The sequence below is a fragment of the Nostoc sp. MG11 genome, assembly GCF_014904695.1.
GTDB lineage: Bacteria > Cyanobacteriota > Cyanobacteriia > Cyanobacteriales > Nostocaceae > Komarekiella.
Map to the genome: position 1 here is coordinate 1 of NZ_JACXXN010000048.1, position 24,838 is coordinate 24,838.

Consider the following 24,838-nt stretch of genomic DNA (forward strand, 5'->3'; position numbering starts at 1 on the left):
CGCCATTTAAATGGTTGTTTTGGGTTCATCTCTGTAGCATTTCAGTCTCTTGAAAGAATATAACACTTGCTTAGGCACCTATTTTTGCAACACAGCCCCCAAAAGCGATCGCACCAAACTAAAAAGTAGGAAAAGTGGAAAAGGTACGATGTTTTACTATTTCTGTTGATTTTATTATTGCCTGTTGTTAATTTGTTATTGAATGTCTGTTAATTGAGATTTAGGATTGGTGGCTATGAAAAAAGTAAAAACGATAGAAATTAAAAATTTGCAAGCACCTGAAATTCAGGAACTTGATGATTCTGAAGTAATTAGTGTGGTTGGTGGTATAAGGGTGTGTCTACCATTCTCATTCCTTTTTGGAAACGATAGGTGTGTAGACATTTAATCGTCTATCTTCCGCAGAACGCTCTATAGGCTGGAACAAACTTCTCTACCACAAGTTTTACTTAGGGGCGCGCTCAGAAGTCAGCTAAAAGAAAAGAACCTAGCAGAGCAAGCGAGGGAGATGTTAGTTAACATACGTGAGCATTTGCGCTTGCCCTTATGAATTTTATAATCAGCTAGCAGCTTACTACCCCAGTATGATTTGCTAGCTGTTTTTAATTTTAGATTTGTATTATTTATGTACATAAAATGTCAGTAGACCGAAAAGTTCTGCGATCGCTCTGTGATAGATACCTGAATTTCTGATTATTGTTTAATAAACTGTGTTTTTTGATACGTTTTTTGGAAAAATACTTAATAAATATGACATAAATAAAACTAATAAATCAACCAAAAGGTAAGGGTAAATTTCGTACCAGTCGCTCTATGGTGCAAGAAGTTATATTCTTGCCATTTATTTACGTTTGGCGTTGTCGATGTTGTCTCCGGTTGGGGGAGATGTCGGGAAATATGTTTTAAACGACATCTGTTTAAAAGCGCCGACTGTAGAGCTTGTAGCTTTAGATCAACTAATTTCTATTTCCTGATCTAGCACTCAGAGCAATAGCCCCCCAATTGCAATATCTAGTGTGTTCAAAGATAAGTGTTATGGCTGTATCAGTCAGATAATCTAGAATAAAGAATAAATAATCAAGAATATATTATGTATAATATTTGCCACATAAGTAAACTGAGTCAAATGCAAACGTGACCCAAAAACTGGCTGTCTTCAACATGAAAGGAGGGGTGGCGAAATCGACCACCGCTTACAACTTAGCTGTGGGTCTGGTCAAGTTTAAAAAGCAACGGGTATTAGTTATTGATATCGACCCACAAGGAAACGCTAGTGCAGCACTAGGGATTCCCATCTGGCAGCTAGAATTTCAGCTAAAAGATGTGTTGCAGCACAAGGTTCCGCTAGCACAGGTACTGGTGACAACTGCTAGTGGTGTAGATGTAATACCATCTAACATCTTGCTGGCAGAAGAAGAAATTCCAATATCTGGTCGTCCAGGCAGAGAACTGCTACTCAAAAAAGCGATCGCTCCAATATTAGATAAATATAATTTTGTGCTGATAGATTGTCCGCCTAACGTGGGTGTGTTTGCCATCAACGCACTGATGGCCAGCGATGGGGTAATTATCCCAGTAGACATGAGCTATTTGGGATTGTTGGGCGTTCAAGGAATTGAACACGCCCTAACCTTGGTTAGAGATCAGCTAGATCATCCCATTGCCATAGCAGGTGTGCTGGCAACTCGGTATGACCGCAGGAACAATCTTAGTAAAGAAGTTTTGGATGCCCTAACTGAGCATTTTGGCTCAAAGATGTTTAAAACAGTGATTCCTGAGACGGTGAAAATCCGAGAAGCACCTTCTCACGGGCAATCTATTTTTGAGTATGACCCGAACGGTGTGGGTGCTTCTTCTTACCGGGAATTAGTTAATGAGGTGTACAAATGGCAGTAAATAAAAATAAGTCGCGTTCGGTTCTGGGTGCTAATCCTTTGGCAAAAGGGGTTTTTAACAAGACTGAGGTAGAAACTCAGTCTACTGAAGAAATAATCAATAATCAAGAATCTAGATTCTTGATTAAAGGTGATAGAGAAGCAGTGAATTTGCGCCTGCCCATCGAACTGAACGACTGGCTCAACGATCTACTAAAAAAAGGTAAGCGCAAGCATGGTGCTAAAGTACCGAAGGAAGTTTGGGTGCAAGCTGCTTTGGAATTGTTCAAGGCAATGCCCGTAAACTGGGAAGAGATTGATTCAGAGGAGAATTTACAGTCAGCACTATTGAATCTAGAAACTAGAATAAAGAATCTAGAATAAAGAATTTAGTGACTCTAAGACAATTTATTTGCGATCGCCACCAGCAAAGTAAGACGTTTTACGTCGAGTTCTAGAATCACTCACTACAGCACCTCAAAGGGCTAGAGCTTGCTGCTACATCAGGCTGGCTTGTTTCTTCAGAGTACAGTACATATTCTGCCCTAACCCAAAAGCAAATATTTACTCTGGCAAAAACCCCAACTAATCAACTTAGCTGAGGTTTATAACTTGCTTGATACAGGATAGAGAAACTCTGATTTATTTGAGATTAAAGAATATCTCAATTAAACAGTTTGAATGCTTTGCTCGGATGTAGTATTGCTTTGCCCGTTGCCATTACCAGCTTCGATGGCAGATGTTGCTCCTTGAGCTTGACCTAAATTCACTTTGAATACCTTGTTCTGTTCTTGCTCCAGTTTGGGCAAAGTCAGATTTAAAATCCCATCTTTCAAGTCTGCCTGAACTTGTTGATTCTGAACTTTGTTCGGCAGGGGTATTACTCTAGCGAATTTGCCATAGCGAAATTCGGAACGAACGTTACCTTTGGATTCAGAACCTTTTTGGTAACGATATTCACCAGAAATTGAAACTGCCTCTTGAGTTACTTGAATATCCAGGTCTTTAGCCTCTACACCTGGAATTTCGATTCTCAATAGCAAAGAAGAGCCATTATCATGCAATTCAGCAGCAGGAACCCACGCCGCTTCAATCGATTGAGAAATCTCTTCGTTACCGCGCGAGGCTGTTGCCATTTCAGAGAAGATTTGATCAATTTGACGACGTAGCAGTTCTATTTCTCGAAATGGTTCCCAACGAATAAGTGCCATATTTGTGTCTTCTCCTTAACTTTCTAATTCATTTGAAGGTAATTGAACGAAGTTTTAGAGGTGATTCAATTGAGAGGTTGAAAGCATTTAAAATTACTCAACCTCTACTTTTGTACAGAAGCTTTATTGCTTCTCTCTACTAAGTAATTTAATCAAGCGAAAATTTTCAAACAATTGGGTAAACCGTACAAAGAGCAGTCGCATTTCCCGTATCGAAATCTTGGGATTAGGCTATTTGGTACTGTACAGACTTTGCGCTAATAAACCTATTGCATATAAAAAACCCTGGAGAAATGCCAACTCTATCGAGATTGCAATTTATCTAGGGTTGTAAAGTATATATTTATGTCTCGTAAAAACGTAAACTTAGTATTCCCAAAAATTTTGGGATTTGAACGTTACATAGATGTGATCTTCATGGGGCTGCCAAAATCAACCACAGAGTATATGCTCTACTCTCCACCATCTAAACCCAAATTACACGATCGTCGGCTCAACGCCACATCAATACATATAGCCAGCAATTCCACGTTTTGGCTCTAACGTGTAATCCGATCGCTAAGTGAAGATTTTGTTCTTTAGCTCCACCACTGTGACACATCTTGGATGCCATCAGCTGTGTCTTTTAATGCTTTTTGACCACCTAAAGCAAAGATAACAGGAGTTAATGCTTTTATATCAGTGAGTAAGCTTGGGCGAGTGCGAAGAGATAAGACGTGAAGGGTATCTTGCCAGAGAGAAAAAAGTCGAGTTTTTTGTATTTGTGAAAGTTTATCAGCCAAACTATTTAGGGCATAGGCACGATCAGACTCATTCTGAATCTGCCTAGCAGCAGACAGTGCTTCTGGTAACAATTCAGGCAGTTGAACAGCCAAACTACTTAGGGCTTTGGCGCGTTCAAACTCATCCCGGAACTCCCTAGCAGCAGCCAGTGCCTCTGGTAATAATTCAGGTGGTAGTTTATCAGCCAAACTACTTAGGGCATCGGCGCGCCCACTCGAATACCACCGAATCTCCCTAACAGCAGCCAATGCCTCTGGGAGCAAATCAGGTGGCACTTTATCAGCCAAAATACATAGAGCATAGGTGCGGTGTCTCTCAAACTCAGTCTCCCTAACAGCAGCCAGAATTTCTGGGAACAATTCAGGTGGTAGCTTATCAGCCAAACTACTTAGAGCATCAACACGATATATTTCATCTTGAAGCTCTCTAACAGCGGTCAGTGCCTCTAGAAGCAAATCAGGTAGCAGTTTATCAGTCAAACTACATAGAGGATCGGCGCGATTTGACTCATCCTGAATCTCCCTAACAGCAGCCAGTGCTTCTGGTAACAATTCAGGCAGTTGAACAGCCAAACTACATAGAGCATCGGCGCGATAATGCTCATCCTGAATTCCCCTAGCAGCAGCCAGTGCTTCTGGTAACAATTCAGGCAGTCGAACAGCCAAACTATCTAGGGCATCGGCACGATACCTCTCATCCTGAATCTCTCTAGCAGCAGCCAGAGCCTCTGGTAACAATTCAGGCAGTTGAACAGCTAAACTACATAGGGCATCGGCACGATACCTCTCATCCTGAATCTCTCTAGCAGCAGCCAGAGCCTCTGGTAACAATTTGAATGATAGTTTGCTAGCCAAACTACTTAGGACATTGGCGCGATAATACTCAGACTGAATCTCTCTAGCAGCAGCCAGTGCTTTCGAGAGTCCTAATTCTTTTAGATTTGGTGGTAAATGATTGGCTAGGTGTGTAAGCAAGTCTGCTTTCTTTTCTGAATTCGAGCTTTGTAGCACGTAAGCGAGTCCTTGCTCAGGAGTCCACACATTTTTTTGAACTAACGCAATCAGCAGTTCCACTGGTAAATTAGCTGCCAGACTATTAAGGGATGCAATAATCAAAGCATAGCGACACTGCAACCCAATAACTTGAGGCAGGGGTGTAAGAGTCCAGTTTGCTTCTGCCAATTGCCAAGCACGAGCAACATCAGTTACAAAGTTGGCAGTTTGTCCCAAGCGATCGCAAGCCTCATACCAGCCATTACCTCTTGTTTCTGAATCTTCCTTCAATAAGGAGTGAATCTCTTCTACCTTTTCAGCTTTTTCTAAATGCCAAACTAGAAGCTGATGGATATAACCGTCATAAGGGAGGGTATGCCACAAACCATCTTGGGTTTTTTGTCGATATTTTTCCAAGAAAGTAGCGTGAGCAAGAGCAAGAGCTATACCAAGCCCTGGTAAATCACCTCGACGCTTAGGTGTTGCAGGAGAAGTTAATAGATTGCGTGCTAAATCGTGGAATAAGTCATGTAAACGATAGGTCGCTGTTCCATCTACCAAGGGGACACCAGACAATAATAATGCTTTAGAGTGCAAGTAGCCCAACTCATCGGCTGCATCCCGCTCCGAATCCATATCCCATAGCGTTACAGCCATTTGCTGAGTAATAGTTACATCCTCTGGTAATATTCCCAACCAGATGAAATTTTCTCGCGTTTCGTTTTCTAATCGCTGAACGCTCAAATTTAATGATGCAGTTAAACTGAGTTTTTTTAAGCTGGCTTCATCTGTCGCATCTCTGGCTGCTTTATCATCGATTGTTCTTAAGCGGGCTACCTCTTTCTGCATATCCTGCACAAGAACTGTCCAAGAAATACCACCAGCAACTTGGGCAGCCGCTAGTTCCAATGCTAAGGGCAAGTAACCAAGCTCTTTGGCTAAAACCTCAGCCGACTGAGTTTCTGCGTTAGTGAGGTTACGTCCTAATTTCTTAGTCAGCAATTCCATCGCCTGGGATGGCTGCATCACATCCAAAGAATATGTGCTGGCTCCGAGAACTTGGGCGATTGCTGCTTCGCGGGTTGTTACCAAAACTTGACAACGCGCTCCACCAACATTAAACGCTTGTGCATCCTGTGTATTCCAAGCATCGTCTACTATTAGTAGCACGGCTTTATCATACAGCAGTGTACGCAGTTGATTGGAAGCTCCTTCCACGCTAATGGCTTTAAAGTTGTAGTCCCCTAATGCCTGTACCCAGCCACTAAGCAAGGAGAGAAGATTAGGCTGCTGACCTAATGTTGCCCAAAGAATACCATCACAAAAATGAGCTTGTACTTCTTTGTCATGTGCTAAAGCAGCTGCTAAGGTCGATTTGCCGACAGAACCTAAGCCGTGAATGGCAGTGATGACTAAAGTTTTAGTATTTGATGACTCCGTGAGCAGACGAGTTTTCAAATCCTGTCTGTATTCTGGTCGATCTACGTAATAAGTTGGCAGAGGTGGTGCTTGTTGGGGAGTTGACTTTACCCGTTCCTTTTCGGGCGACTCCAGTCAAATATTGAAAGTACTGCCTCTTTGGTCAATGGTTTGTGTTTGAGCCGCATTAATAGCTTTTTCTATATTTTGGATAAAAGTTGAAGGATATGATGGTTGAGATTTCTCCACAGCTTCTTTTATCTGGCTCAAAATTTCCGCCAAGTTTGCTGGTGGATGAGTTTCTGCTGCTGTTACTAATTCCTGTGCAGCTTGAGCGACTTCAGGATTAGCCTTAGCCGCAGATTCTACTTCCAGTACAGCTTTGCCATAATCAAGCGGTTGAGAGTGTGCTTTTTCAATCGCAGCTACAGTCTGGGGAGAGTGTTTTTTGAGAATGACGAGAAACTGACCAGTTTTATCCCATAAAAGTTCTCCTACCTTTTCTCCCGTTTTTTCTAATGCTTTGGTGGCAATAACAGTTCCAATTGCGATCGCACCAGCAGTTAATGGCTCCATGTACTACCTCTTCAGCATGGCATCCTACTTTACCAGTAATACATGGTTTTTGTTTTAAATTACGCAATTAATGGAAGAAATCTCTAGTTAGCTCATTTTTTAGGCTTATAATTCATGGGCCATTCCACGTTAGGGCTATTACGTGTAATAGGCAACTGAAAATACTTCTACAAGAGCTATTCCGTGGTCATCGCACTACTCTCCATAAGCAGGTTTGATCAGCCAGATCATGCGGGTTGTAGCGGTTTTGATTGATAAGCAGAGATTAACTGAGTCTAGTGGCTTGAATTCGCTTACGAAATATATAGCTTTTCAGCCGTACATGAAAGTTTTCTGGTATACATTACATCAACTTGTAATTACAATAAACAATCAAAATGACTCATTATGGCTTAATTTGCCCAGCCTCAACAGGTCATCTCAACACCATGCTCCCTTTAGGAAAAGAACTGCAACAGCGTGGTCATCGTGTGACTTTATTCGGCTTTCGTGATGCTGAAGCTAGAACCGTAGCAGCAGGGCTGGAATATTGCGCCATTGGTGAAGCTGAATTTCCCCCAGGTATCAATGCACAAAGCCTTACTAAATTGGGTCAACTGAGTGGACGTTCTGCATTGCAGTACACTGTTGAGTTACTAAAGGATGAGGCAACTGTGAAACTCAGAGATGCACCATCAGCGATAAAAAATGCGGGTGTAGAAGCACTGTTAATAGACCAACTCAACCTTGAAGGAGGGACTATTGCAGATGTTTTAGGGCTTCCCTTTATCACTATTTGTAGTGCTGTAGTGATTAATCGAGAGGTTAGCATTCCGCCCTATATAACCAACTGGAGTTATAACCCGGCTTGGTGGGCAAGACTGCGTAATAAACTGGGCTATCAAGTCTTAAATCGCGTTGCTAAACCTATCAATGAAATTATAAATGAATATCGTCAACAGAAGAATTTACCTCCCTACATTAGCCCCAATGACCGATATTCTCAGTTAGCGCAAATCAGCCAACAACCTGCTGAACTAGAGTTTCCCAGAGAGAATTTACTTCCATATTTCCATTTCACAGGCCCTTTTCATAGTTCCATCGGTCGGGAGCTTCCTGATTTTCCTTTTGAAAAATTGACTGGACAAACCTTAATTTATGCCTCGATGGGAACTATACAAAATCGGCTGCTGGGAATTTTTCAATCTATTGCTGAAGCTTGTCAAGATTTGGATGCTCAATTAGTAATTTCTTTGGGTGGTTCTACAAGTCCATCAGCTTTACAAGGGCTACCCGGTCAACCTCTTGTTGTTAAATACGCGCCACAACTAGAATTGTTGCAAAAAGCAAATCTCACCATTACTCATGCAGGGTTGAATACCACATTGGAAAGTTTAACAAATGGTGTACCAATGGTGGCGATTCCAATTACTAATGACCAGCCAGGGGTAGCTTCCCGCATAGTTTGGTCAGGATGTGGTGAGGCTGTACCCATCAAGAAAGTAACGGTTTCTAAGCTAAGAACAGCCATTCAAAAAGTCTTGACACAAGAAAAATATCAAAAGAATGCTCTCAGATTACAGAACGCAATTACAACAGCAGGAGGAGTTAGTCGAGCTGCTGATATTGTTGAGCAAGTTGTATCTACGGGTAAACCTGTTCTTTCTCAGTAACTGCCTGATACGGGGCGAAATGAGCAGTCGAACAGAAACTTACGTACTTGGAATTGATTAGCCGTTTTGAACCCAAGCGATCGCCTCTTCTAAACCTGTACCAATTGAAAGCTCTGAAATTTAAAAGCCTCAAATCCTTACTGTGCCATACAAAAAAGCTGTACTAAATAGCCTATTGATATTGTGGAACAGGTTGTGTCTACAGGGAAGCCTGTCTTAGCTCAAACATAGCAAGACTATTCTACAATTCTACAGAGACTCTCTTGAGTAGAATGTTAGTTAGCAAAGCAACTTCCAATGCCAAAAACTAAAATTTGCGGGGATAAGTCTCGATGAAAAAATCTTATGTTGCTAGTGCATTTTTGACATTCAAAGATTATCAAGTATTGGCATTAGTTGACTTCAAACAGAATAAAACACTAACGATTAACAACAAATATTGGTTGACTATCCTAGAAATTTTTATCCATGAACAATCATTGGAGTCAGCTTATCAAAAATTCCAGGAAACCAATTCTACAAACATTTCAGAGAAACAACTGAGGCAGTGTACAAAAGCTCGCAGTGAGTCTGATGATTTAGTGGTTATGTTAGCCAATAAATCATTGAAAGTTCTTAAAAAAGGATTAATGAGTCTGCTTAATCCAGAGTATACTATCGATTTAACGGCTATTAGTCAAGAAAATTTTCAGGTAATTACTTGCCTATTTAACTCGGAAAATTTTTCTGCACATGAACCTGAAATTAACAGTTTTGAAACTTTTAGACAATCATCAGAATATCTAGAGACACTAGGTTTGCTCTCGCCAGCGATAAATACTATAGATTGGGGGGATTTAAGACGAAGATTTCCCTTATGTAATTTGTTCGGGTTTACCAGGGGTATTCCTATTGATCGATATTATTTGGATAAATTTATTAGTGAGATTCGACCCCAAGTTGCAGGAACTGTATTGGAAGTAGGCGGAGTCTTACAAAATCGAGAATTTTATCAGTTTTCTAAAGCAACTGAATATCATACCCTCGATATAGCAGCAAATCCTGGTGTTACGCAGGTTGGAGATGTACATGAACGAGCGATGTTTAAACCAGACTCTCTAGATACAGTAGTAATCTTTAATGTTTTAGAACATTGTCATAATCCTTGGGTGGTTGTTGAAAATATTTACATTTGGCTGAAAGTGGGAGGCAAGTGTTTTTGTATGGTGCCTAGCGCACAAAGATTACATGACTTTCCAGGGGATTATTGGCGACCACTTCCAGATGGTATGCAACAGTTATTTCAAAATTTCTGCCACCAAAAATTATATGTTTACGGGAATCCACTGACAGTTGTAGCCAGTTTTATGGGAATTTCAGCAAAAGAGTTATCGCCTGACGAACTTGATAAAAATCATTCAGATTATCCGGTGACAACTTGTATAGTTGCAATGAAGTAATCCCTAAAATTTTTTCTGAGATGACCACTACTACCACAATCCAAGCAACTCTTAACTTCTAGGCGGCCTTTCTCGAAGTGTCTGCTGCTGCCTGCAACAAATTGGTTGGCTCCAGATAGGATTGGTGGCAGTGGCAGACACCGACTATTTGAGCTTGCTAGGTATAGCTCACCCCTAGCTCGTTATCAATTTCATTTTTTCTTGACTGCCACATATCGTCATTATTCTTGATTGCCACAAATTGGTAAACGCTAGAGAGTTCGTCGAAAAAAACTTCGTATACGAACTAAAAACTTACCCCAATACTGAATGGTTCTGGGAATGGATTGATGATATTCCATATCCCGTTTCCAAAGCTTGAAATGGTACGCATGACAAGCGCCAGATAGACGAGAAGCCGTGTGAAGGGCAAACTTTCACGCACGGTTTTGAAGGGGAGTGGATGAGGCGACTCATCCGCTTACCTAACAAAGTTTTTAAGAGCGAAAAGTGATGACTTGAGTGAATTTCAAATCACTTTCATCAAAAAGAAGTACCAAACAGCTACATTAATACTACAAAACTAACTGTACAGTTCACTACTAGAACGCTGACTATTAAAGACTCAATTCATCATCCTGCTGGCGTTGCTGTTGCTGCTGTTGCCTTAACTGCTGCCCATAATCGAGTAGCTGCTGATTCCAATCGTCAGCTTTGCACTTGAGCCGCTTGGACTGTGGCAGTAGTTCCTTGACAGCCCGTGCAGCTGCATTGCCAGAATCGTCCGAGTCAAATGCCACTTGTACATTAGGAATATTCTGCAATTGCTCTACTGGTAAGCTTTTGGGATTATCTACCGCCATGTACAAAGTTCTATTGGGTGGCACGTCGCCTCTAAGCTGATATTCCAGCATGGCAAAAGACACGGCATCGATAGGTGATTTCAAAAGCACCACTTTCTCTACAGGATCAGTTGGCTGTCCGCCTAAGCGGAAGTGAAACCAGCTATCACGCCTAACTGTTCCTTTCTCGTAGCCCTTAAACGTGTTGTTCTCGCCCCGTGTCCCCCGCAGGAATGCTCCTATTGCCTGGGGTTCTTCTAATAGATTCCGCATGACGAACACAGCGTTTTGCTGGTCATCAGCGTAAACTAACCCCCTTTTATGCAGAAGTTCCACAAAATTTGATGGTATTCCCCGTTTCTGGGTCAGGTAGTTGTGAACTGCTTGCCAAAGAGCTTTATCCTCAACGGGTGGCTTAAACGGGGTTCGCGGTTCTAACTGGATAATCTCAGCAGCCACTTGACGAGTTTTTGCGATCGCTGCTTGTTCTGCCCCCGACTCACCAAATCGCTCATGCAACCAGACAACCGCCTGCCGTAGATTGCACTGGTTAACGTGCATCACCAAGTCAATCGCACCACCTAATCCCTTTTGTTGTTCGGGGGCGAAATCGTAGAACTTCTCCGCATCTATATTAATGATGTGTCCGTGACCCCTCCATTTTCCTTGTTCCTGGTGTAGTCCCAACTCCCAAGCGACATCAACAAGGGGCAAGTCGCGCAGTTGTAGGGTCTGCTGCCGCCATTGAAAGTTTTCTGCCTCTAATTCCTGAACACGCCGCTCAAGTTGCTGGCGAAGTTTGTCAGAGGCGATCGCTCTTTGTTCAGATCGGCGTGACTGTTCGAGTAACAGTCTGCGGTCAGCCAGTTGATGATTAATATCTTGAATTGCTCTATCAGCCTTGATGCGTTCATATAATTGCTGTGCCGTCTCCCCAGAGCGGGGAGCTAATCGGTCAAGTTCTAAAGTGAGGGGTTCACTGTTAACCGCCTGGTAATATTCTTTGACCTTTGTATGGGTTGCCTTACTGCCCTTAACCCCCCGTTCAATGCCCAAAGGAGCGAGTGCAGCAGCATAACTGTCTTGGAGTTTTGATAACTTAATGCTGGCAGCACGTCCATTACCCCCAAACATTTCTTTGTGGCTTAACTGCTTGGTTTTCTCGTTGATGGGTACGACATAAGCATGAATATGAGGAGTGGCTTCATCCAAATGCAATTCTGCCCTAACGCATTTTGACCCATAATTGTTGATTAGCCAACTGCGAGAAGCCTTAACAAAGTCCAGCATTCGGGGATTATCCCATTCGCCGGCTAGTGATGGATTATTGGGGCGAAAATATTCTGGGGATGCCGATAAAAATATGTCACTACACAGCACGGCATCTCTGCGGGGTTTGTGCTTTGTGGTGCTGGCTATCTTGTTTTTCACCAAAACTTCAAGTGGTGAGTCATCCTCCATGCCAATCAGCCGGATATTTTTTTTAGTGGTGTCGGCATTTGGGGTATCTTGTAAACGAGCAGTATGTTTTTCACTGCCGCCAATGTTGCCGAAAGATTTTAGTTTCTCAACGCGCAAGATTGCTAAAGCCACCATTGATTTTTATTTAATGTCAGCAGATGTGCAAAAACCCCACAGGGCGAACGTAACTTCTGTGTCCTGAGCGGAGCGAAGGATGGGCAAAGCCCACCCGCAGGGCGCAAAAGTGTAATGAGTATACCTTTAAGGTAAACCACCCGAAAACCTCTTAAATACCGCCACAACTACACCACCAAAAAACTCATTAGTAACACTAAAAAACTCATTTATTCCACTATTGAATTTGTCAATTATTTGCTGATTTTTAGCTTTTTGCTGTTCTTTACACCACTAAAAAACTCATTTATTCCACCAGAAAACTCATTAATACCACTTTGATCCTCACAGTATATTAATAGTGTGTTTTAATACAATTTAGTATTTGGTTACTTACCATGACCGAATAGGGGAGAATGTAGATTGCAGATTGCGGATTGGAATATTACACAAGCCCCTAGCTTTCAAGCAGGGGAAAATCTACCCTCTAATATCAACAATAAATCTACAATCTGCAATCTACAATCCGTTGACTGAACCCTAAGCTTCTTGAATAATACCGAGAACTGATATTTTGCAGTAGTTGCTTGCAAAATGTCACTCAATAAATAACTGTTCGCTGGATGTAATTTAGAAAAAAAAGTGCGTAAAATCTTTTACGTACTTTTTTGTATGAACAAACATATCATTTAGTTAGATTGATTGATATCGGCAACTTAGATTTATTAATGCAGGCAATCACCGCTCAATTAGCTAATATTAATACTTGAAAGAAATTGATTTTATTCAAATATAATGTAAAATTTAAACATGAAGAAAAATTTGAAACTCTGAAGACATTTGTCAGTGAAAGTGAATAACTTACCTGTTGAATACTGAGCAAAACAATTGTGAATTGGAGTGACTCGGAGTTTGAAATTCTGTTTTGAGATTTAGAAAATACCCAAAAATATGCGTGTCCTTATCATTGAAGATTTACCCATTCTTAGATTAGGCATAAAAACGGCTATTCTGCCAACAAATATGGAGGTATTTGAAGCAGATTCTGGGCTAAAAGGATTAGAATCAATTCGCCAAAATCATCCTGATGTCGTGCTTTTTAAGATTGATTTACCGGATCTCAATGGCATTGATTTAATAACTGCCATCCATGATGAATTTCCCGATATAAAAATAGTTTTTCTTTCGGAACACTCCGATGAAGGGCTTTTGAAACTGGCTTTCAATTCTGGGGCAACTTCTTATTTACTAGAAGATACTGACCCAGAAATTTTGCTGTATGCTCTCAAACTCTCTTACGAGGGGCTGTGCTGGATTGACCCTAGAGTTTCTCGCTCCATCTTGGATATAGAGTCAGATACTGACTCAAAAGGAAAAAGAAAGTTTCGTGAATCTTTGACTCCAATGGAGATGAAAGTTCTTAAACTTATGGCGTTTGGATTCTCTAACGAAAAAATTGCTGAAAAACTGCATGTGTCAACTGGTTCAATCAGAGGATATACAAATTCATTGAATCTCAAGTTAGGTTCACTGAATCGACCCCATGCAGTGTTTCTGGCCATCTTTTTTGGCTACATCAACTGCAAATCACTTTTTGAGGAATTTGGTGGCAGCGAAAATTTACCTGCGGTTAACATTCGCTAAGCGTTGGGTTGTAGCCACGACGGGAGCAACGCGGTCATAGTGAGATCGTCCGTCGTGACATGAGCAGGGGAGGCTCAAGCAAAGCTTGAGAATTCAAAAGTTAAAAGTCAAAAGGCAAAAGTATTTATTTTTGACTTTTGATTTTTGATTTTTGACTTACCCCGCAGGGGTCGTGCTGGAGGAGTAAAGAAGTAACTAACAATAACTCTCTTGCTCCCTCAGCTTCCCCAGCTTATCCGAACCGTATTGATTTAGCCCCCTAATACATTTGCTAACATCTGTGTCTGTTCATCAAGAAAATCGCTCCAGTCTTCATCGCCGTCATCATCATCATCATGCTGATTAATTTCAGTAGCAGGGTGTTGAGGAGAAGGTGTAACAACTGCGGTTAGTGGTGCAGCCAGAGTGTGATTGATAGTAGGTAGTTTGTAAATTGTATTTAACCCAGCCATTTGTTGAATAGAAGCCAACTTTTTAGAGAGATTCTCAGCGGCAGCGCGACAGGCGAGATGAAACTCGTCTTGTGTGACTTTGCCCTCTAAAGCTTCGACAAGCCAGTAAGAAGTAATAGCTTCGAGAGCTAAATTAATAGCAGATTTACCAGAGGGATGGTTCAACAAATATTCAATGACCTTGCCATCCCAGGTAGAGGTACTACGCTTAATCTTTGGAAGTTCAACCTGATTGCGATGTGGAGTAACCATAATACTCTAGATAAGTACATAAGTATTAAAACACACAAAAAAGGTACTAGGGTTTAAACAGGGTGTATAGCAGGTGTAAAGGTGTGTAAAAGGGGTGTGGAGGGGGTGTAAAAATCAGGAATTCTCAGAGATTCCAGAATTGAGAGTGGGGTGTGGAGGGGGTGTAAAAGGGGTGTATAGGGGGTGTAGTTAAGAGTCGGCAGAGAGTCAATTCGGGTGGAGTACGATAGTGCTGTACTCACTATAGTTCTGTGCCCTACGGGTGGGCTTCGCCCATCCTTCGCTGCGCTCAGGACACAGAACTAGCTCGCCCTGCGGGGCACGGATGCACTATCACTATTATCGTGTAGGGAAAGTAATGTCACCCTTAGCAATACTGCGCGTAGAAAAACTAAAATCATTCGGCAACATCGGCGGGTCTGAGAAACATACCGCCCGACTTCAAGATACACCGAACGCTGACCCCAAGAAAAAGAATGTGCGGCTGATTGGTGAGACAGACTCGCTCTCATTAGAAGAGATGGTGAAATCCAAAATTAAGCAGGAGACTAAGCATAAACCAAGAAAGGATGCTGTACTTTGCAGTGAGATATTTTTGAGTGCAAGCCCGGAATATTTCAGACCCTCTGACCCATCAAGAGCGGGAGAATGGGAGGAGCAAAGGATGAGGGATTTTACCAATGCATCTAGAAAGTGGTTAGAAGAAAACTACGGTAACAAGTGCGTCCGGGCTGAGTTGCATTTAGACGAGTCCACCCCACACATCCATGCATACATCGTGCCAGTTGATGAAAAAGCCAAACAGTTGAGCCATTATAAAATGTTTGGTGGTTCCCCAAAGGAATGCAAAATTAAACTGTCCAAGCTTCAGGATAGTTACGCGGCTGCGCTAGCTCCATTAGGAATTGAGCGGGGAGTCAAGGGCAGTAAAGCCACCCACACCAAAGTCAAGGAGTACTACGCCGCAGTCAACAGCCAACCCCTAAGCTTAGAGTTAGACCGATTAGCCCCAAAAGTAGGGGAAACAGCACAACAGCTATTCGAGCGTATTAAAGCTGACGCTTGTATTCAAGCCATTGATCACCAGCTAGCAGATCGCGCACGTATTATTGAGCAATCCCAACGTCAGTCACAAAAGGCGCGGGCCAGCGAGAAAGAGCGGCAGCAACTAGAAAAGCGGGTGCCATTCCTAGAATCCCAAGTGAAGCAGCTGCGTGACCTGCCTTTAGATAAGGTAGCGTGGGAGTTGGGGTTAAGCTCTGAGCGCAGCGGCAAGTGGAAGGGGAACAGTTCTACGATTTCTCGCCTACGGTTCAACGTGGGGGCGGTGGCAGCATTGACCTGACAATGCACGTTAACAAATGCAGTTTTAAAGAAGCTGTCGCTTGGCTCCATGACCGATTCGGGTTAGATGGAGCGCAACGGGCAGCAACAGCACAGGCTAGAGAATCAGTAAGAGCGATCGCTTTAGAACAACCCAAGCCAGAGGCTCATATTCCGGCAGATGATGAGAGTTTGTGGCACACAGTCCGCGAATATCTGATCCAAACGAGGGGAATTCCTGCCCCCACAGTAGACAGTTTGCATCAAGTGGGAAGGATTTACGCTGATATTAGGGGAAATGCTGTGTTTCTGATGCGTGACCTTGATGGCAATACAACTGGGGCATATCTGCGCGGTGAAGGAGACTTTAAGGGATATACCAAAGGCACTCGCCGCAGCGATGGACACTTTTACTTTGGTCTGGGGTCAGGGGATAAGGATAAGATCCAACGGGCAGTACTTTGTAAGTCTCCCATTGATGCCCTATCAGCTGCGGTATTAGCTCAATCAAAATTAGCAACTGTATACATAGTTGTAGACAGTGTGTCTACGTTGCCAAAGCTTAAAGACTATCTTGCGGATATCCCCGTTCTGGTGGCACATGATGGTGATGAATATGGCTTGGAATTAGCCGCAGCTATACAAAAAGAACTGCCCCATTCACAAGCTAAAACCGCGCCTGATGATATGGACTGGAATGACCTGCTACTTCATCATCTGGTACAGGACAGACAAAAGCCGGAGGAGCCTAAAGACGAGAAGTCTGATTTGGAATTGTGAACGAAGAAGCCGTTTTGGGGGATTAAGTTTAGCATCGATCTCGGCTCTAACTAGCTCAAGTTGCCTTAGATTCAAACGTGTCCCTCTGTCAAAACAGGGTAGAGAATTAGTGTTTACCCATGATGAAAGAGGTGAGATTTTCCGAGTGGAAATCAACCGAAACCAGTCAGGTGAGCTTGAGTATTCAACAATTAATGTGGGGGAAATAGACTCTCTTAACCTCAGCCTTTGGCAAAAAGCAGAGCGCATATTGCAACAAATAATAGAAGAAAAACAGCAACAATCAAAAAGACAAAGTAAAGGGATCTCTCTCTAAGCGATGGCGCAACTCTTAACCGCTCGCTTCGCTCAAATAGCCGGTGTCTGCCACTGCCACAAATCCACTCGTTGAGCCAACCAATTTGTTGCAGGCAGCGGCAGACACTTCGCTGTCGCCGCTAAAGTCAGAAATACTACAATTATCTAGTTGGAAATTATTAATTGAAAGTGACTGTCTGAAAATCAGCGTTACAGCAGGAATTATTGTCTCATAACTAAAACATTTATGTCCCGAAAGATTTAGTTAGTAAGAGGATATCATCTCCATCACTTTACCTATATTTAGTGATAATATAAACCTAGTACAAATATTGCAAACTATTCCAGTCTAAGCAATTTATAAATAATCTGAATTTCTAGTAAATTTGAAAATTACAACTTTTCATTTATCGGAATAAATCAAGGGTTTAATGCTCATCCGACTAATTTAACAATAGCATCATGTCACAAAAATTACTCTTATTCAAGAGCAAAATCCAGACATATAAGATAACCAAGTTATGTATAAGTTTGTCAATTTAAACAAGACAACAGCAGCTTTTTACGAAAAACTGACTTATCCTACCTTTCGTTCACGTTTAAGAGCTTTAGACTCTGACAAATCTATAGTTGCTATAGGAGTACATTTAGCATCACAACCTGTTGGACTTATTCTAGCTGAAACTTCTATAGACAGAAAAAATGCAGAAATTCTTTCTTTGTTTGTAGTACCAGAACACCGGGGACGCCAACTTGCTAAAACCTTGTTAACCCATATCCAAGAAAAACTTTATCAGATTGGTTGTTCGCAGGTTAATTTAGTTTATGTTTATAACGCCACAAGTCCGGCTTTAGAAAAGACATTAAAACAATGTAACTGGTTTACTCCCCAGATACGAATGCTGGTTTGTTCATCCCCAATAATTAATATAAGAAATGCTTCCTGGTTGCAACTTTACGATTCTTTACCTTCTGCATATACAATTTTTCCCTGGGTGGAGTTGACTAAGCAAGATCGAGAGTTAATTCAAAAACAGCAAGCCATTTCTAACTGGTATCCAGAAGAGCTTTCTCCTTGGAAAGAGGAAGAGATGATTGAGCCGATTAACAGCTTGGGGTTACGCTACGAAGACCAAGTAATTGGTTGGATGATCACGCACCGTATTGCCTTAGATACAGTACGATATACTAAACTCTTTGTCAGGCAGGATCTTCAAAGGTTAGGTCGTGCCATACCCTTATTGGCGACAGCTATTAGGTTACAGTTAGAGGTAATGGAGGAGACCCAAGCAGTTTTTACTGTATTTGCAGACAACACACCAATGGTCAAATTTGTTCATAAACGATTAGCTCCCTACCTAACTAATATACGCCAATCTTTGAGAGCTTCAAAAGTATTATAATTAGTATATATTTTGCTGAATAAGCAAGCAATCTCCTGCTATGATTAGCAGAAGATTGTAGATTTAAATAGAGTTGTTACTCGCTTTATCTGAGCTTGTATACCTAAAATTTAATGCCAACTGTAACACCAAATCCTTCGTTTTGGTTATAACCAGCTTCAACATAACGTTCCTTTCCGCCCAAGATAGACTCTAGTTCTAAATCTGACAGTTCTGAAAATTCTGTTTCAATTGCACACAGTTCACCAATTGTAATGTTAGCCATCGTGAGATTCCCCTTTGGTAGATTTATTTAATGTGGGAATGAGAAGTTTAATTGTTTGCATCTCATTCCCGTAATTTGTTACTAAGATAATCTGCTATTTCATCTATGTTTTCAAGAGTTGAGTCACTAATAATAGTGCCAAAATAGATATATATAGGAGCAAAAGTAGCGAAGCTGCTATAAGCCGTCACGCAACGGCTGAAAACGTTACCCAGAGGCAGTTGATTGCTCAGTTGTTGTGAAGCAATTTTGAAGTTATTGTGATCGCCCCAAGCATCCACATTGGCTCATTGTAAGATGGGCATATATACAGAAATCTCTATACCGAACTAGAATTATTCTCTTCTGTCCGTTAAGGAATATGAACCACATCATTCGCCCCCGTCAGGGGGTATTTTTATGGCGGTAGTTGCTAGCGTTCGCGCCCTTGTATCAATGAATTGATAAGACTTTGAGGTTCTTATTACACGTATTAGCCCATTCGTGGAATGGCCCATGAATTATCAGCCTAAAAAATGAGCTAACTAGGAGAGCGATTTTTTTCGGGGGAGATGGGCAAGAATTCACCAAGGGGTTTAAACATTAATCATCCCAAAGCCCCTGAAATTTGGTAGATGCAAGTTCGGTGTAACGAACAGTATGCTGAATATTTTTATGCCCCAAATAACTCTGAATTGTTCGGGTATCAATACCTCGATTCGCCAGATAATAACCTGTTCCATGCCGCAGCATATGAGCATGAATAGGGAAAGGCAAACCAGCTAATTCACCAGATCGTTCAACAATGCCGGCGATCGTATCATGTGCCAACGGGCCAAGTCGAGAAGACTGGAAAATATAGGGACTAGCAGGATAATCTCGTTGCAGATGACGTCGATGTGCGAATCTCCAAACCTGAAAGTGGTTGAACCGAGGGTGTTCCTTTTTTGACTCGCTTCACGTAAATTGTGCCACCATTCCAATCTATTTGCTCCCAACGCAGAGATGCCACCTCTGCCACTCGCAATCCGTGACGGTAGCAAAGCAGAATTATGGTTGAATCTCGGTGAGCGTGGCGACCCTTGGATTTTTTGATAGCTGACCGCATCAACTCAACTTCTTCTGGTAACAAATGCTCTCTAGTCCTGACCTCGGAGTATTTGCGAAAGTTAGGCGATTGACGCTCTGGTTTTTTGGTTTTACCAACTTTCGATGGTTGGAGGGTTTGTGGTGTCATGACTCAACCCTCTGAAAACCTTGGGGTGTATGAGCTAATTTTACCAACTTACACCCAAATGTTGGTATTTGAGAGAGCAAAACCCGAATTTATTAGTAACTGTGTACTAAATTTAGCCTGACTGTATTCAGGTAAAACAGGAGGGAGCAAAAAAGCTAAAAGCTATATATGACAAGACTTTTCAGCCTCTATTTCCGAATTAGCACTTATCTCGGCTCCATGCCGTAATCCCTTGACGCAGTGAAGTGGGCGCGAGGGAGGGGCTATTGCCCGTCCCTTTGAACTCCCGGAGCATTGCCAGTTGTTGACCGAGCGCTGTACAAATTCTTTGGTGCAGTCAACTAGACCCATCGCAACGCTCAGTCACCGCTTCGCTACAACTGGCAAGCGATAGAAAACTAGCTAAGAAACGGCTCTTTCGTAAAGGTTGTTACTTGCTTGATACACTAAGAGTAAACTTCTAACTGGATACACTGGAAAGTTAAACACTCTAGTATTGTATTCATTAATACAATGAACTCTAAGCAATCTTCTGAGTCATCACCATTCGATTCTATTCCTGTTGAACCATCAACGCAGAAGCAGCAAGATAAAGGCAACGAACTATTTCCTATTGTCGGGATTGCAGCATCCGCAGGCGGATTAGAAGCATTTACGCAGTTACTGAGTCATCTACCTATCGACACTGGGATGGCATTTGTGTTGATTCAGCACTTAGATCCCAATCATAAAAGTCTACTGACTGAGATTCTGGCTAAGACGACCCAAATGCCCGTCCGTGAAGTACAGAATGGCATGTCTGTAGAACCGAATCAAGTATATGTCATTCCGCCGAACACAAAGATGGCACTTGCTCAAGGGGTGCTGCAACTGATGCCTCGTGAGAAGATCCAAGGGAAATATATGCCCGCTGATGCTTTCTTGACTTCGTTAGCAGCAGAATTGGGAAGCAAAGCCATTAGTGTTGTTTTATCTGGCAGCGATGGAGACGGCGCACAGGGATCAGAAGCAATTAAGGCTGCTGGCGGCATTACCTTTGCTCAGTGTAAAGAATCAGCACAATTCAGTGATATGCCGAACACTGCTATTGCTACAGGTGATGTGGACTTTATCTTACCACCACATAAAATTGCTGAAAAACTAGCTAACATTGCTCGGCATCCCAACGTAACTCGTCCGATTTCTTCACAAAGAGTTGAGCCATTGTCTGAAAGTGAGGCTGCTTTACCTGCAATCTTTGCAATGCTTTCCAGCGATACTGGGGTTGATTTTACCCACTACAAGCAAACTACCCTCAAGCGGCGAATTGATCGGCGGATGGTGCTTTACAAGCTAGAACGCTTTGAAGATTACGTCCAATATCTGCAAAATAATCCAGATGAAGTGCAAGCACTGTACTACGAGATTTTAATCAGTGTCACCAGTTTCTTCCGTGACCCAGAAGCTTATCAAGCTTTGAAGGAGCGAGTATTTCCAGTGATCGCCAAGGGTAAATCAGTGGATTTACCCATTTGGATTTGGGTGCCAGGCTGTGCAACTGGGGAGGAGGTTTACTCCATCGCTATTTGTCTAGTCGAGTTTTTGCAGGATGTGATCCCCAAACCTACGATCCAAATTTTTGCTACAGATGTTAATGAGACAGCAATTGAAAAAGCCCGCTTAGGGATTTACAAGCCCAACCAAATACTTGATGTCTCACCAGAACGGCTCAGACGCTTCTTTAACCAAGTCGAGAGCGGTTATCAAATCAGCAAATCGATTCGTGAACTTTGTGTCTTTGCCAAACAAAACTTGATTAGCGATCCGCCATTTTCCAATCTTGATTTAATTAGTTGTCGCAATGTGCTGATTTACTTTGAATCTGTTTTGCAAAAGCAGGTGATGCCAATTTTCCATTACAGTCTCAAGCCCACTGGGTTTTTGATGTTAGGTATTGCCGAAAGTGCAGGAGAATTCTCCAACTTATTTACGTTAGCGGACAGAAAAAACAATATTTATACCAAAAAATTAATACCCACTCCCCTTAACTTTAACTTTGCCACCAGCAACTATCCCAGAGCGAAAGTAACTCCTGACAGAGCAACCATGAGTAATAAGAATTGGGATATTGTTGACTTAAATAAACAGGCTAACCAGATTGTTTTGCATCGCTATGTCCCAGTTGGCATCATGATTAACGACAATATGGACATTCTGCAATTTCGAGGGGAAACCAGTCCCTATTTGAAACCACCCCCTAGCGAACCCAGCTTTAATCTGTTCCAAATGGCACGAAAAGGACTGCTGGAAGAATTGCGTAACGCAATTTATCAGGCGAAAAGGCAGGATATTTCTGTAAGAAAGGAAGGGATACAGATTGAAGGGAGCGACCCGTCCAGGAAAGTCAACGTTGAGGTGATTCCATTCCAGCCGGAATCATTAGAAACTCGTTGCTTTCTTGTCTTATTTGAGGATGTACCTGCTCCAACAATCCAACAAGTGCCCGTCACAGATGAAAATGTAGAACAAGCAGGCAAAGAGGAAATCCTTCGACTCCAAGAAGAACTGACAACTACTAAACAAGAGTTGGTTGCTACTCAAGAATATTTGCAATTGATTACTCAAGAGCATGAAGGCACTACTCAACATCTGAAAGTGGCGAATGAAGAAATCCTCTCCAGTAATGAAGAACTACAAAGCACTAATGAAGAGTTGCAAACCGCCAAGGAAGAGATTCAAGCAACCAACGAAGAACTGCATACAACTAACCAAGAACTGCACAGTCGTAATCTCCAATTAAACCAGGTTAATAATGACCTGTTGAACTTGCTCAGCAGTGTCAATATTCCCATTCTCATACTGACCAACGATTTGCGGATTCGTCGCTTCACTCCTACAGCACAACGATTATTTAATCTAATTCCCGCAGATGTGGGGCGACCACTGAGCAATATTCGTTCCACTATTAACGTTCCTAATTTAGAGTCATTACTCATAGAGGTGATTGACACCTTAACTTTCAAAGAATTAGAGGCGCAAGACCTAGAAGGGCATTGGTACAATCTGCGAATTCGACCTTACAGAACTACAGAAAACCAAATTGATGGCGTAGTGATGGTATTGATGGATATTGATGCCCTCAAACGCAGTACAAAGCAACTCCAAGAAGCTCTTGATTATGCCCAAGCTGTGGTGGAAACAGTGCCAGAGCCTTTAGTAGTCCTCAATTCTGACTTACGAGTTATTAAAAGTAATCAGGCTTTCTACCAAATGTTTCAGGTAACGCCCGCCCAAACAGAACAGCAATCGATTTTTGAGCTAGGAAACGGTCAATGGAATATTCCTGAACTGCGATCGCTCCTGGAAGAAATCCTCGCCGAGAATACTCAAATTCAAGATTTTGAGGTGCAACAAGTCTTTGATAAAATTGGGCAAAAAACTATATTGCTCAGTGGTGATAAAATCCTCCAAGAAGGAAATCAGCAGATGATTTTGCTGGTGCTTCATGATATCACGCAGCAGAAGCAATTTGAGGTAGAACGCGCCCAGCTATTAGCTCAAGAACAGTCAGCCCGCCTGGAGGCGGAGGCATCTAACCGAACCAAGGATGAGTTTTTATCTATTCTCTCCCATGAACTCCGCAACCCGCTCCACGCCATTCTGGGATGGTCACAGTTACTCCAGGAGCAAAAGCTTGATGCGGCTAAAATGAATCGTGCAATAGACATGATCCAGCGTAGCGCCAGGGCACAAACCCAAATGATTGAAGATCTCCTGGACATCTCACGCATTACAACTGGCAAACTCCGTCTAAACATTTGTCCAATTGATCTCATCTCTGTGATGAAGGCAGCCCTTGATGTAGTCTGGTTATCGGCAGAAGCGAAAAATATTCAAATTGAATACGAATTGCAACTTGCAAGTGGGCAGTTACTGGGGGATTCTGAGCGTTTGCAACAGGTAATCTGGAATTTGCTTTCTAATGCCATCAAATTTACTCCTGTTGGGGGACACATTTATGTCACACTGGAGCAAGTTAATTCCCAAGCTCAGATTCGAGTCCGGGACACAGGTATTGGCATCAGAGCTGACTTTCTGCCTTATGTCTTTGAACGCTTCCGCCAGGCTGACAGTAGCAAAACTCGTGCCAATCAAGGACTGGGGATAGGACTGTGCCTTGTCCGTTATCTGGTCGAACTTCATGGCGGCACAGTTCAGGCAGAAAGTCCAGGTGAAGGGCTAGGGACAACTATCACCGTTACGCTACCGCTCTCCTCCAATCTTGAGGAGCGTTTTAGCCCTCGTGATGCAGAGGTGATAGATTTTTCCGGGGATATTAAACCATCTGTTGATCAAATTCCTTCACTGGAGGGCTTGCACGTACTGGTTGTAGATGACGAGGCCGATATGCGTGAGTTAATGATCACTGCGCTGCAAAATTACGGGGCTGAAGTAACTGCTGTCAAATCTGCTGACGAAGCGTTCTCAATACTTACAAACCAGCCTGGGATGTATGATGTGCTATTGTCTGACATTGGGATGTCGAACCAAGATGGCTACACCCTAATCCGGCGAGTACGCTCCCTTAGTGCTGAAGCAGGGGGACAAATTCCCGCTGCCGCACTTACAGGGTATATGAGTAGTGTTGATCTCCAAGAGTCAAAGAAAGCAGGTTTTCAAATGCACATTCCTAAACCCATCGAGCTAACCCAACTGACATTCATGATTGCCGACTTAGCTGGACGAACTAGAAATGGTTGAAGATGGCAACTATTATTAATATCTCAAATTAGATCAATCCTGATCTAGCTGCGACCGAGCAAGATGACTGAACGGTCGAGCCTACCTCTAACCCCGGTAAATAAAGCTTTTTAGTAAGTTAGAA

The 24,838-nt window shown here is 42.3% G+C and carries 23 protein-coding genes; 14 read left to right on the forward strand and 9 right to left on the reverse strand.

Annotation, left to right across the window (positions count from 1 at the left end):
- Window positions 1-235 precede the first annotated feature (235 nt).
- From HCR01_RS31625 to HCR01_RS31635, 3 genes are all read left to right on the forward strand, one after another.
- Window positions 236-388 carry a hypothetical protein gene (locus HCR01_RS31625; protein WP_193199957.1) on the forward strand — a complete coding sequence of 51 codons (153 nt, stop codon included), beginning with the start codon at window positions 236-238 and terminating at the stop codon, window positions 386-388.
- Window positions 389-1,134: 746 nt separating this feature from the next.
- Window positions 1,135-1,896, forward strand: coding sequence for a ParA family protein (locus HCR01_RS31630; protein WP_114085639.1), 762 nt, complete (start codon window positions 1,135-1,137; stop codon window positions 1,894-1,896).
- Window positions 1,887-2,258, forward strand: a complete 372-nt coding sequence (locus HCR01_RS31635; protein WP_193199958.1) for a hypothetical protein — start codon at window positions 1,887-1,889, stop codon at window positions 2,256-2,258. Before HCR01_RS31630 ends, HCR01_RS31635 begins: the two co-directional genes overlap by 10 nt.
- A gap of 284 nt (window positions 2,259-2,542) precedes the next feature.
- On the opposite strand, the gene HCR01_RS31640 is transcribed toward HCR01_RS31635, so the two are convergent.
- The gene (locus HCR01_RS31640) at window positions 2,543-3,085 is read right to left on the reverse strand and encodes an Hsp20/alpha crystallin family protein (protein ID WP_193199959.1); all 543 of its coding nucleotides are present in this window, start codon (window positions 3,083-3,085) and stop codon (window positions 2,543-2,545) included.
- A gap of 345 nt (window positions 3,086-3,430) precedes the next feature.
- Between HCR01_RS31640 and HCR01_RS31645 the strand changes: the two genes are divergently transcribed.
- On the forward strand, window positions 3,431-3,628 hold the full coding sequence (locus HCR01_RS31645) for a hypothetical protein (RefSeq protein ID WP_193199960.1): 198 nt from the start codon (window positions 3,431-3,433) through the stop codon (window positions 3,626-3,628).
- Between the two features lie 35 nt (window positions 3,629-3,663).
- Here the strand turns inward: HCR01_RS31645 and HCR01_RS31650 are convergent, their stop codons facing one another.
- Both HCR01_RS31650 and HCR01_RS31655 read right to left on the reverse strand, forming a co-directional pair.
- Entirely contained in the window at window positions 3,664-6,318 is a 2,655-nt protein-coding gene (locus HCR01_RS31650; RefSeq protein WP_226889779.1) for an NB-ARC domain-containing protein, read from the reverse strand.
- Window positions 6,319-6,414: 96 nt separating this feature from the next.
- Window positions 6,415-6,855: a hypothetical protein gene (locus HCR01_RS31655; RefSeq protein WP_193199961.1), complete on the reverse strand. Its 441-nt coding sequence runs from the start codon at window positions 6,853-6,855 to the stop codon at window positions 6,415-6,417.
- 377 nt (window positions 6,856-7,232) lie between these two features.
- Between HCR01_RS31655 and HCR01_RS31660 the strand changes: the two genes are divergently transcribed.
- Both HCR01_RS31660 and HCR01_RS31665 read left to right on the forward strand, forming a co-directional pair.
- Window positions 7,233-8,507, forward strand: coding sequence for a glycosyltransferase (locus tag HCR01_RS31660; RefSeq protein WP_193199962.1), 1,275 nt, complete (start codon window positions 7,233-7,235; stop codon window positions 8,505-8,507).
- A 332-nt stretch (window positions 8,508-8,839) separates the two neighbouring features.
- Window positions 8,840-9,946 carry a methyltransferase domain-containing protein gene (locus tag HCR01_RS31665; RefSeq protein ID WP_193199963.1) on the forward strand — a complete coding sequence of 369 codons (1,107 nt, stop codon included), beginning with the start codon at window positions 8,840-8,842 and terminating at the stop codon, window positions 9,944-9,946.
- Between the two features lie 596 nt (window positions 9,947-10,542).
- Here HCR01_RS31665 and mobV (HCR01_RS31670) read toward each other — a convergent pair.
- Entirely contained in the window at window positions 10,543-12,363 is a 1,821-nt protein-coding gene (gene mobV / locus HCR01_RS31670) for a MobV family relaxase (RefSeq protein ID WP_193199964.1), read from the reverse strand.
- 930 nt (window positions 12,364-13,293) lie between these two features.
- Between mobV (HCR01_RS31670) and HCR01_RS31675 the strand changes: the two genes are divergently transcribed.
- On the forward strand, window positions 13,294-13,986 hold the full coding sequence (locus HCR01_RS31675) for a response regulator (RefSeq protein WP_193199965.1): 693 nt from the start codon (window positions 13,294-13,296) through the stop codon (window positions 13,984-13,986).
- 251 nt (window positions 13,987-14,237) lie between these two features.
- On the opposite strand, the gene HCR01_RS31680 is transcribed toward HCR01_RS31675, so the two are convergent.
- Window positions 14,238-14,690, reverse strand: a complete 453-nt coding sequence (locus tag HCR01_RS31680; RefSeq protein WP_193199966.1) for a hypothetical protein — start codon at window positions 14,688-14,690, stop codon at window positions 14,238-14,240.
- Window positions 14,691-15,048: 358 nt separating this feature from the next.
- On the opposite strand from HCR01_RS31680, the gene mobV (HCR01_RS39305) reads away from it, so the two are divergent.
- The 5 genes from mobV (HCR01_RS39305) (at window position 15,049) to HCR01_RS31700 (ending at window position 18,493) form a co-directional block, all read left to right on the forward strand.
- The gene (gene mobV, locus HCR01_RS39305) at window positions 15,049-16,035 is read left to right on the forward strand and encodes a MobV family relaxase (RefSeq protein WP_226889780.1); all 987 of its coding nucleotides are present in this window, start codon (window positions 15,049-15,051) and stop codon (window positions 16,033-16,035) included.
- A gap of 2 nt (window positions 16,036-16,037) precedes the next feature.
- Window positions 16,038-16,793, forward strand: coding sequence for a DUF3991 and TOPRIM domain-containing protein (locus tag HCR01_RS39310; protein WP_226889781.1), 756 nt, complete (start codon window positions 16,038-16,040; stop codon window positions 16,791-16,793).
- Between the two features lie 109 nt (window positions 16,794-16,902).
- The gene (locus HCR01_RS31690) at window positions 16,903-17,109 is read left to right on the forward strand and encodes a hypothetical protein (protein ID WP_193199967.1); all 207 of its coding nucleotides are present in this window, start codon (window positions 16,903-16,905) and stop codon (window positions 17,107-17,109) included.
- Between the two features lie 43 nt (window positions 17,110-17,152).
- Window positions 17,153-17,326: a hypothetical protein gene (locus HCR01_RS31695; RefSeq protein ID WP_193199968.1), complete on the forward strand. Its 174-nt coding sequence runs from the start codon at window positions 17,153-17,155 to the stop codon at window positions 17,324-17,326.
- A gap of 285 nt (window positions 17,327-17,611) precedes the next feature.
- Window positions 17,612-18,493: a GNAT family N-acetyltransferase gene (locus HCR01_RS31700; RefSeq protein ID WP_193199969.1), complete on the forward strand. Its 882-nt coding sequence runs from the start codon at window positions 17,612-17,614 to the stop codon at window positions 18,491-18,493.
- Between the two features lie 103 nt (window positions 18,494-18,596).
- Here the strand turns inward: HCR01_RS31700 and HCR01_RS31705 are convergent, their stop codons facing one another.
- The 4 genes from HCR01_RS31705 to HCR01_RS40200 form a co-directional block, all read right to left on the reverse strand.
- Entirely contained in the window at window positions 18,597-18,758 is a 162-nt protein-coding gene (locus HCR01_RS31705) for a hypothetical protein (protein ID WP_193199970.1), read from the reverse strand.
- Between the two features lie 62 nt (window positions 18,759-18,820).
- Entirely contained in the window at window positions 18,821-19,039 is a 219-nt protein-coding gene (locus HCR01_RS31710; protein WP_193199971.1) for a hypothetical protein, read from the reverse strand.
- A gap of 301 nt (window positions 19,040-19,340) precedes the next feature.
- Window positions 19,341-19,568, reverse strand: a complete 228-nt coding sequence (locus HCR01_RS40195) for a tyrosine-type recombinase/integrase (protein WP_264299961.1) — start codon at window positions 19,566-19,568, stop codon at window positions 19,341-19,343.
- Window positions 19,569-19,602: 34 nt separating this feature from the next.
- Window positions 19,603-19,974 (reverse strand): tyrosine-type recombinase/integrase, encoded by a 372-nt coding sequence (locus HCR01_RS40200; protein ID WP_264299962.1) that lies wholly within the window; start codon window positions 19,972-19,974, stop codon window positions 19,603-19,605.
- Between HCR01_RS40200 and HCR01_RS40205 the strand changes: the two genes are divergently transcribed.
- Together HCR01_RS40205 and HCR01_RS31720 are read left to right on the forward strand one after the other, a co-directional pair.
- The gene (locus HCR01_RS40205) at window positions 19,973-20,095 is read left to right on the forward strand and encodes a hypothetical protein (protein ID WP_264299963.1); all 123 of its coding nucleotides are present in this window, start codon (window positions 19,973-19,975) and stop codon (window positions 20,093-20,095) included. The genes HCR01_RS40200 and HCR01_RS40205 overlap by 2 nt on opposite strands.
- 392 nt (window positions 20,096-20,487) lie before the next feature.
- The gene (locus HCR01_RS31720; protein ID WP_193199972.1) at window positions 20,488-24,714 is read left to right on the forward strand and encodes a chemotaxis protein CheB; all 4,227 of its coding nucleotides are present in this window, start codon (window positions 20,488-20,490) and stop codon (window positions 24,712-24,714) included.
- Window positions 24,715-24,838: the final 124 nt, after the last annotated feature.

Excerpts from the sequence above, each read along its gene's own strand:
- mobV (WP_226889780.1), top strand. The coding sequence starts at position 15,049 with ATGTCACCCTTAGCAATACTGCGCGTAGAAAAACTAAAATCATTCGGC.
- HCR01_RS31705 (WP_193199970.1), bottom strand. The coding sequence starts at position 18,758 with ATGGCTAACATTACAATTGGTGAACTGTGTGCAATTGAAACAGAATTT.
- HCR01_RS31660 (WP_193199962.1), top strand. The coding sequence starts at position 7,233 with ATGACTCATTATGGCTTAATTTGCCCAGCCTCAACAGGTCATCTCAAC.
- HCR01_RS31645 (WP_193199960.1), top strand. The coding sequence starts at position 3,431 with ATGTCTCGTAAAAACGTAAACTTAGTATTCCCAAAAATTTTGGGATTT.
- HCR01_RS31635 (WP_193199958.1), top strand. The coding sequence starts at position 1,887 with ATGGCAGTAAATAAAAATAAGTCGCGTTCGGTTCTGGGTGCTAATCCT.
- HCR01_RS31700 (WP_193199969.1), top strand. The coding sequence starts at position 17,612 with ATGTATAAGTTTGTCAATTTAAACAAGACAACAGCAGCTTTTTACGAA.
- HCR01_RS40200 (WP_264299962.1), bottom strand. The coding sequence starts at position 19,974 with ATGACACCACAAACCCTCCAACCATCGAAAGTTGGTAAAACCAAAAAA.
- HCR01_RS31675 (WP_193199965.1), top strand. The coding sequence starts at position 13,294 with ATGCGTGTCCTTATCATTGAAGATTTACCCATTCTTAGATTAGGCATA.
- HCR01_RS31680 (WP_193199966.1), bottom strand. The coding sequence starts at position 14,690 with ATGGTTACTCCACATCGCAATCAGGTTGAACTTCCAAAGATTAAGCGT.
- HCR01_RS40205 (WP_264299963.1), top strand. The coding sequence starts at position 19,973 with ATGACTCAACCCTCTGAAAACCTTGGGGTGTATGAGCTAATTTTACCA.
- HCR01_RS31640 (WP_193199959.1), bottom strand. The coding sequence starts at position 3,085 with ATGGCACTTATTCGTTGGGAACCATTTCGAGAAATAGAACTGCTACGT.
- HCR01_RS39310 (WP_226889781.1), top strand. The coding sequence starts at position 16,038 with ATGCACGTTAACAAATGCAGTTTTAAAGAAGCTGTCGCTTGGCTCCAT.
- HCR01_RS31655 (WP_193199961.1), bottom strand. The coding sequence starts at position 6,855 with ATGGAGCCATTAACTGCTGGTGCGATCGCAATTGGAACTGTTATTGCC.
- HCR01_RS31625 (WP_193199957.1), top strand. The coding sequence starts at position 236 with ATGAAAAAAGTAAAAACGATAGAAATTAAAAATTTGCAAGCACCTGAA.
- HCR01_RS31720 (WP_193199972.1), top strand. The coding sequence starts at position 20,488 with ATGAACTCTAAGCAATCTTCTGAGTCATCACCATTCGATTCTATTCCT.
- HCR01_RS31665 (WP_193199963.1), top strand. The coding sequence starts at position 8,840 with ATGAAAAAATCTTATGTTGCTAGTGCATTTTTGACATTCAAAGATTAT.
- mobV (WP_193199964.1), bottom strand. The coding sequence starts at position 12,363 with ATGGTGGCTTTAGCAATCTTGCGCGTTGAGAAACTAAAATCTTTCGGC.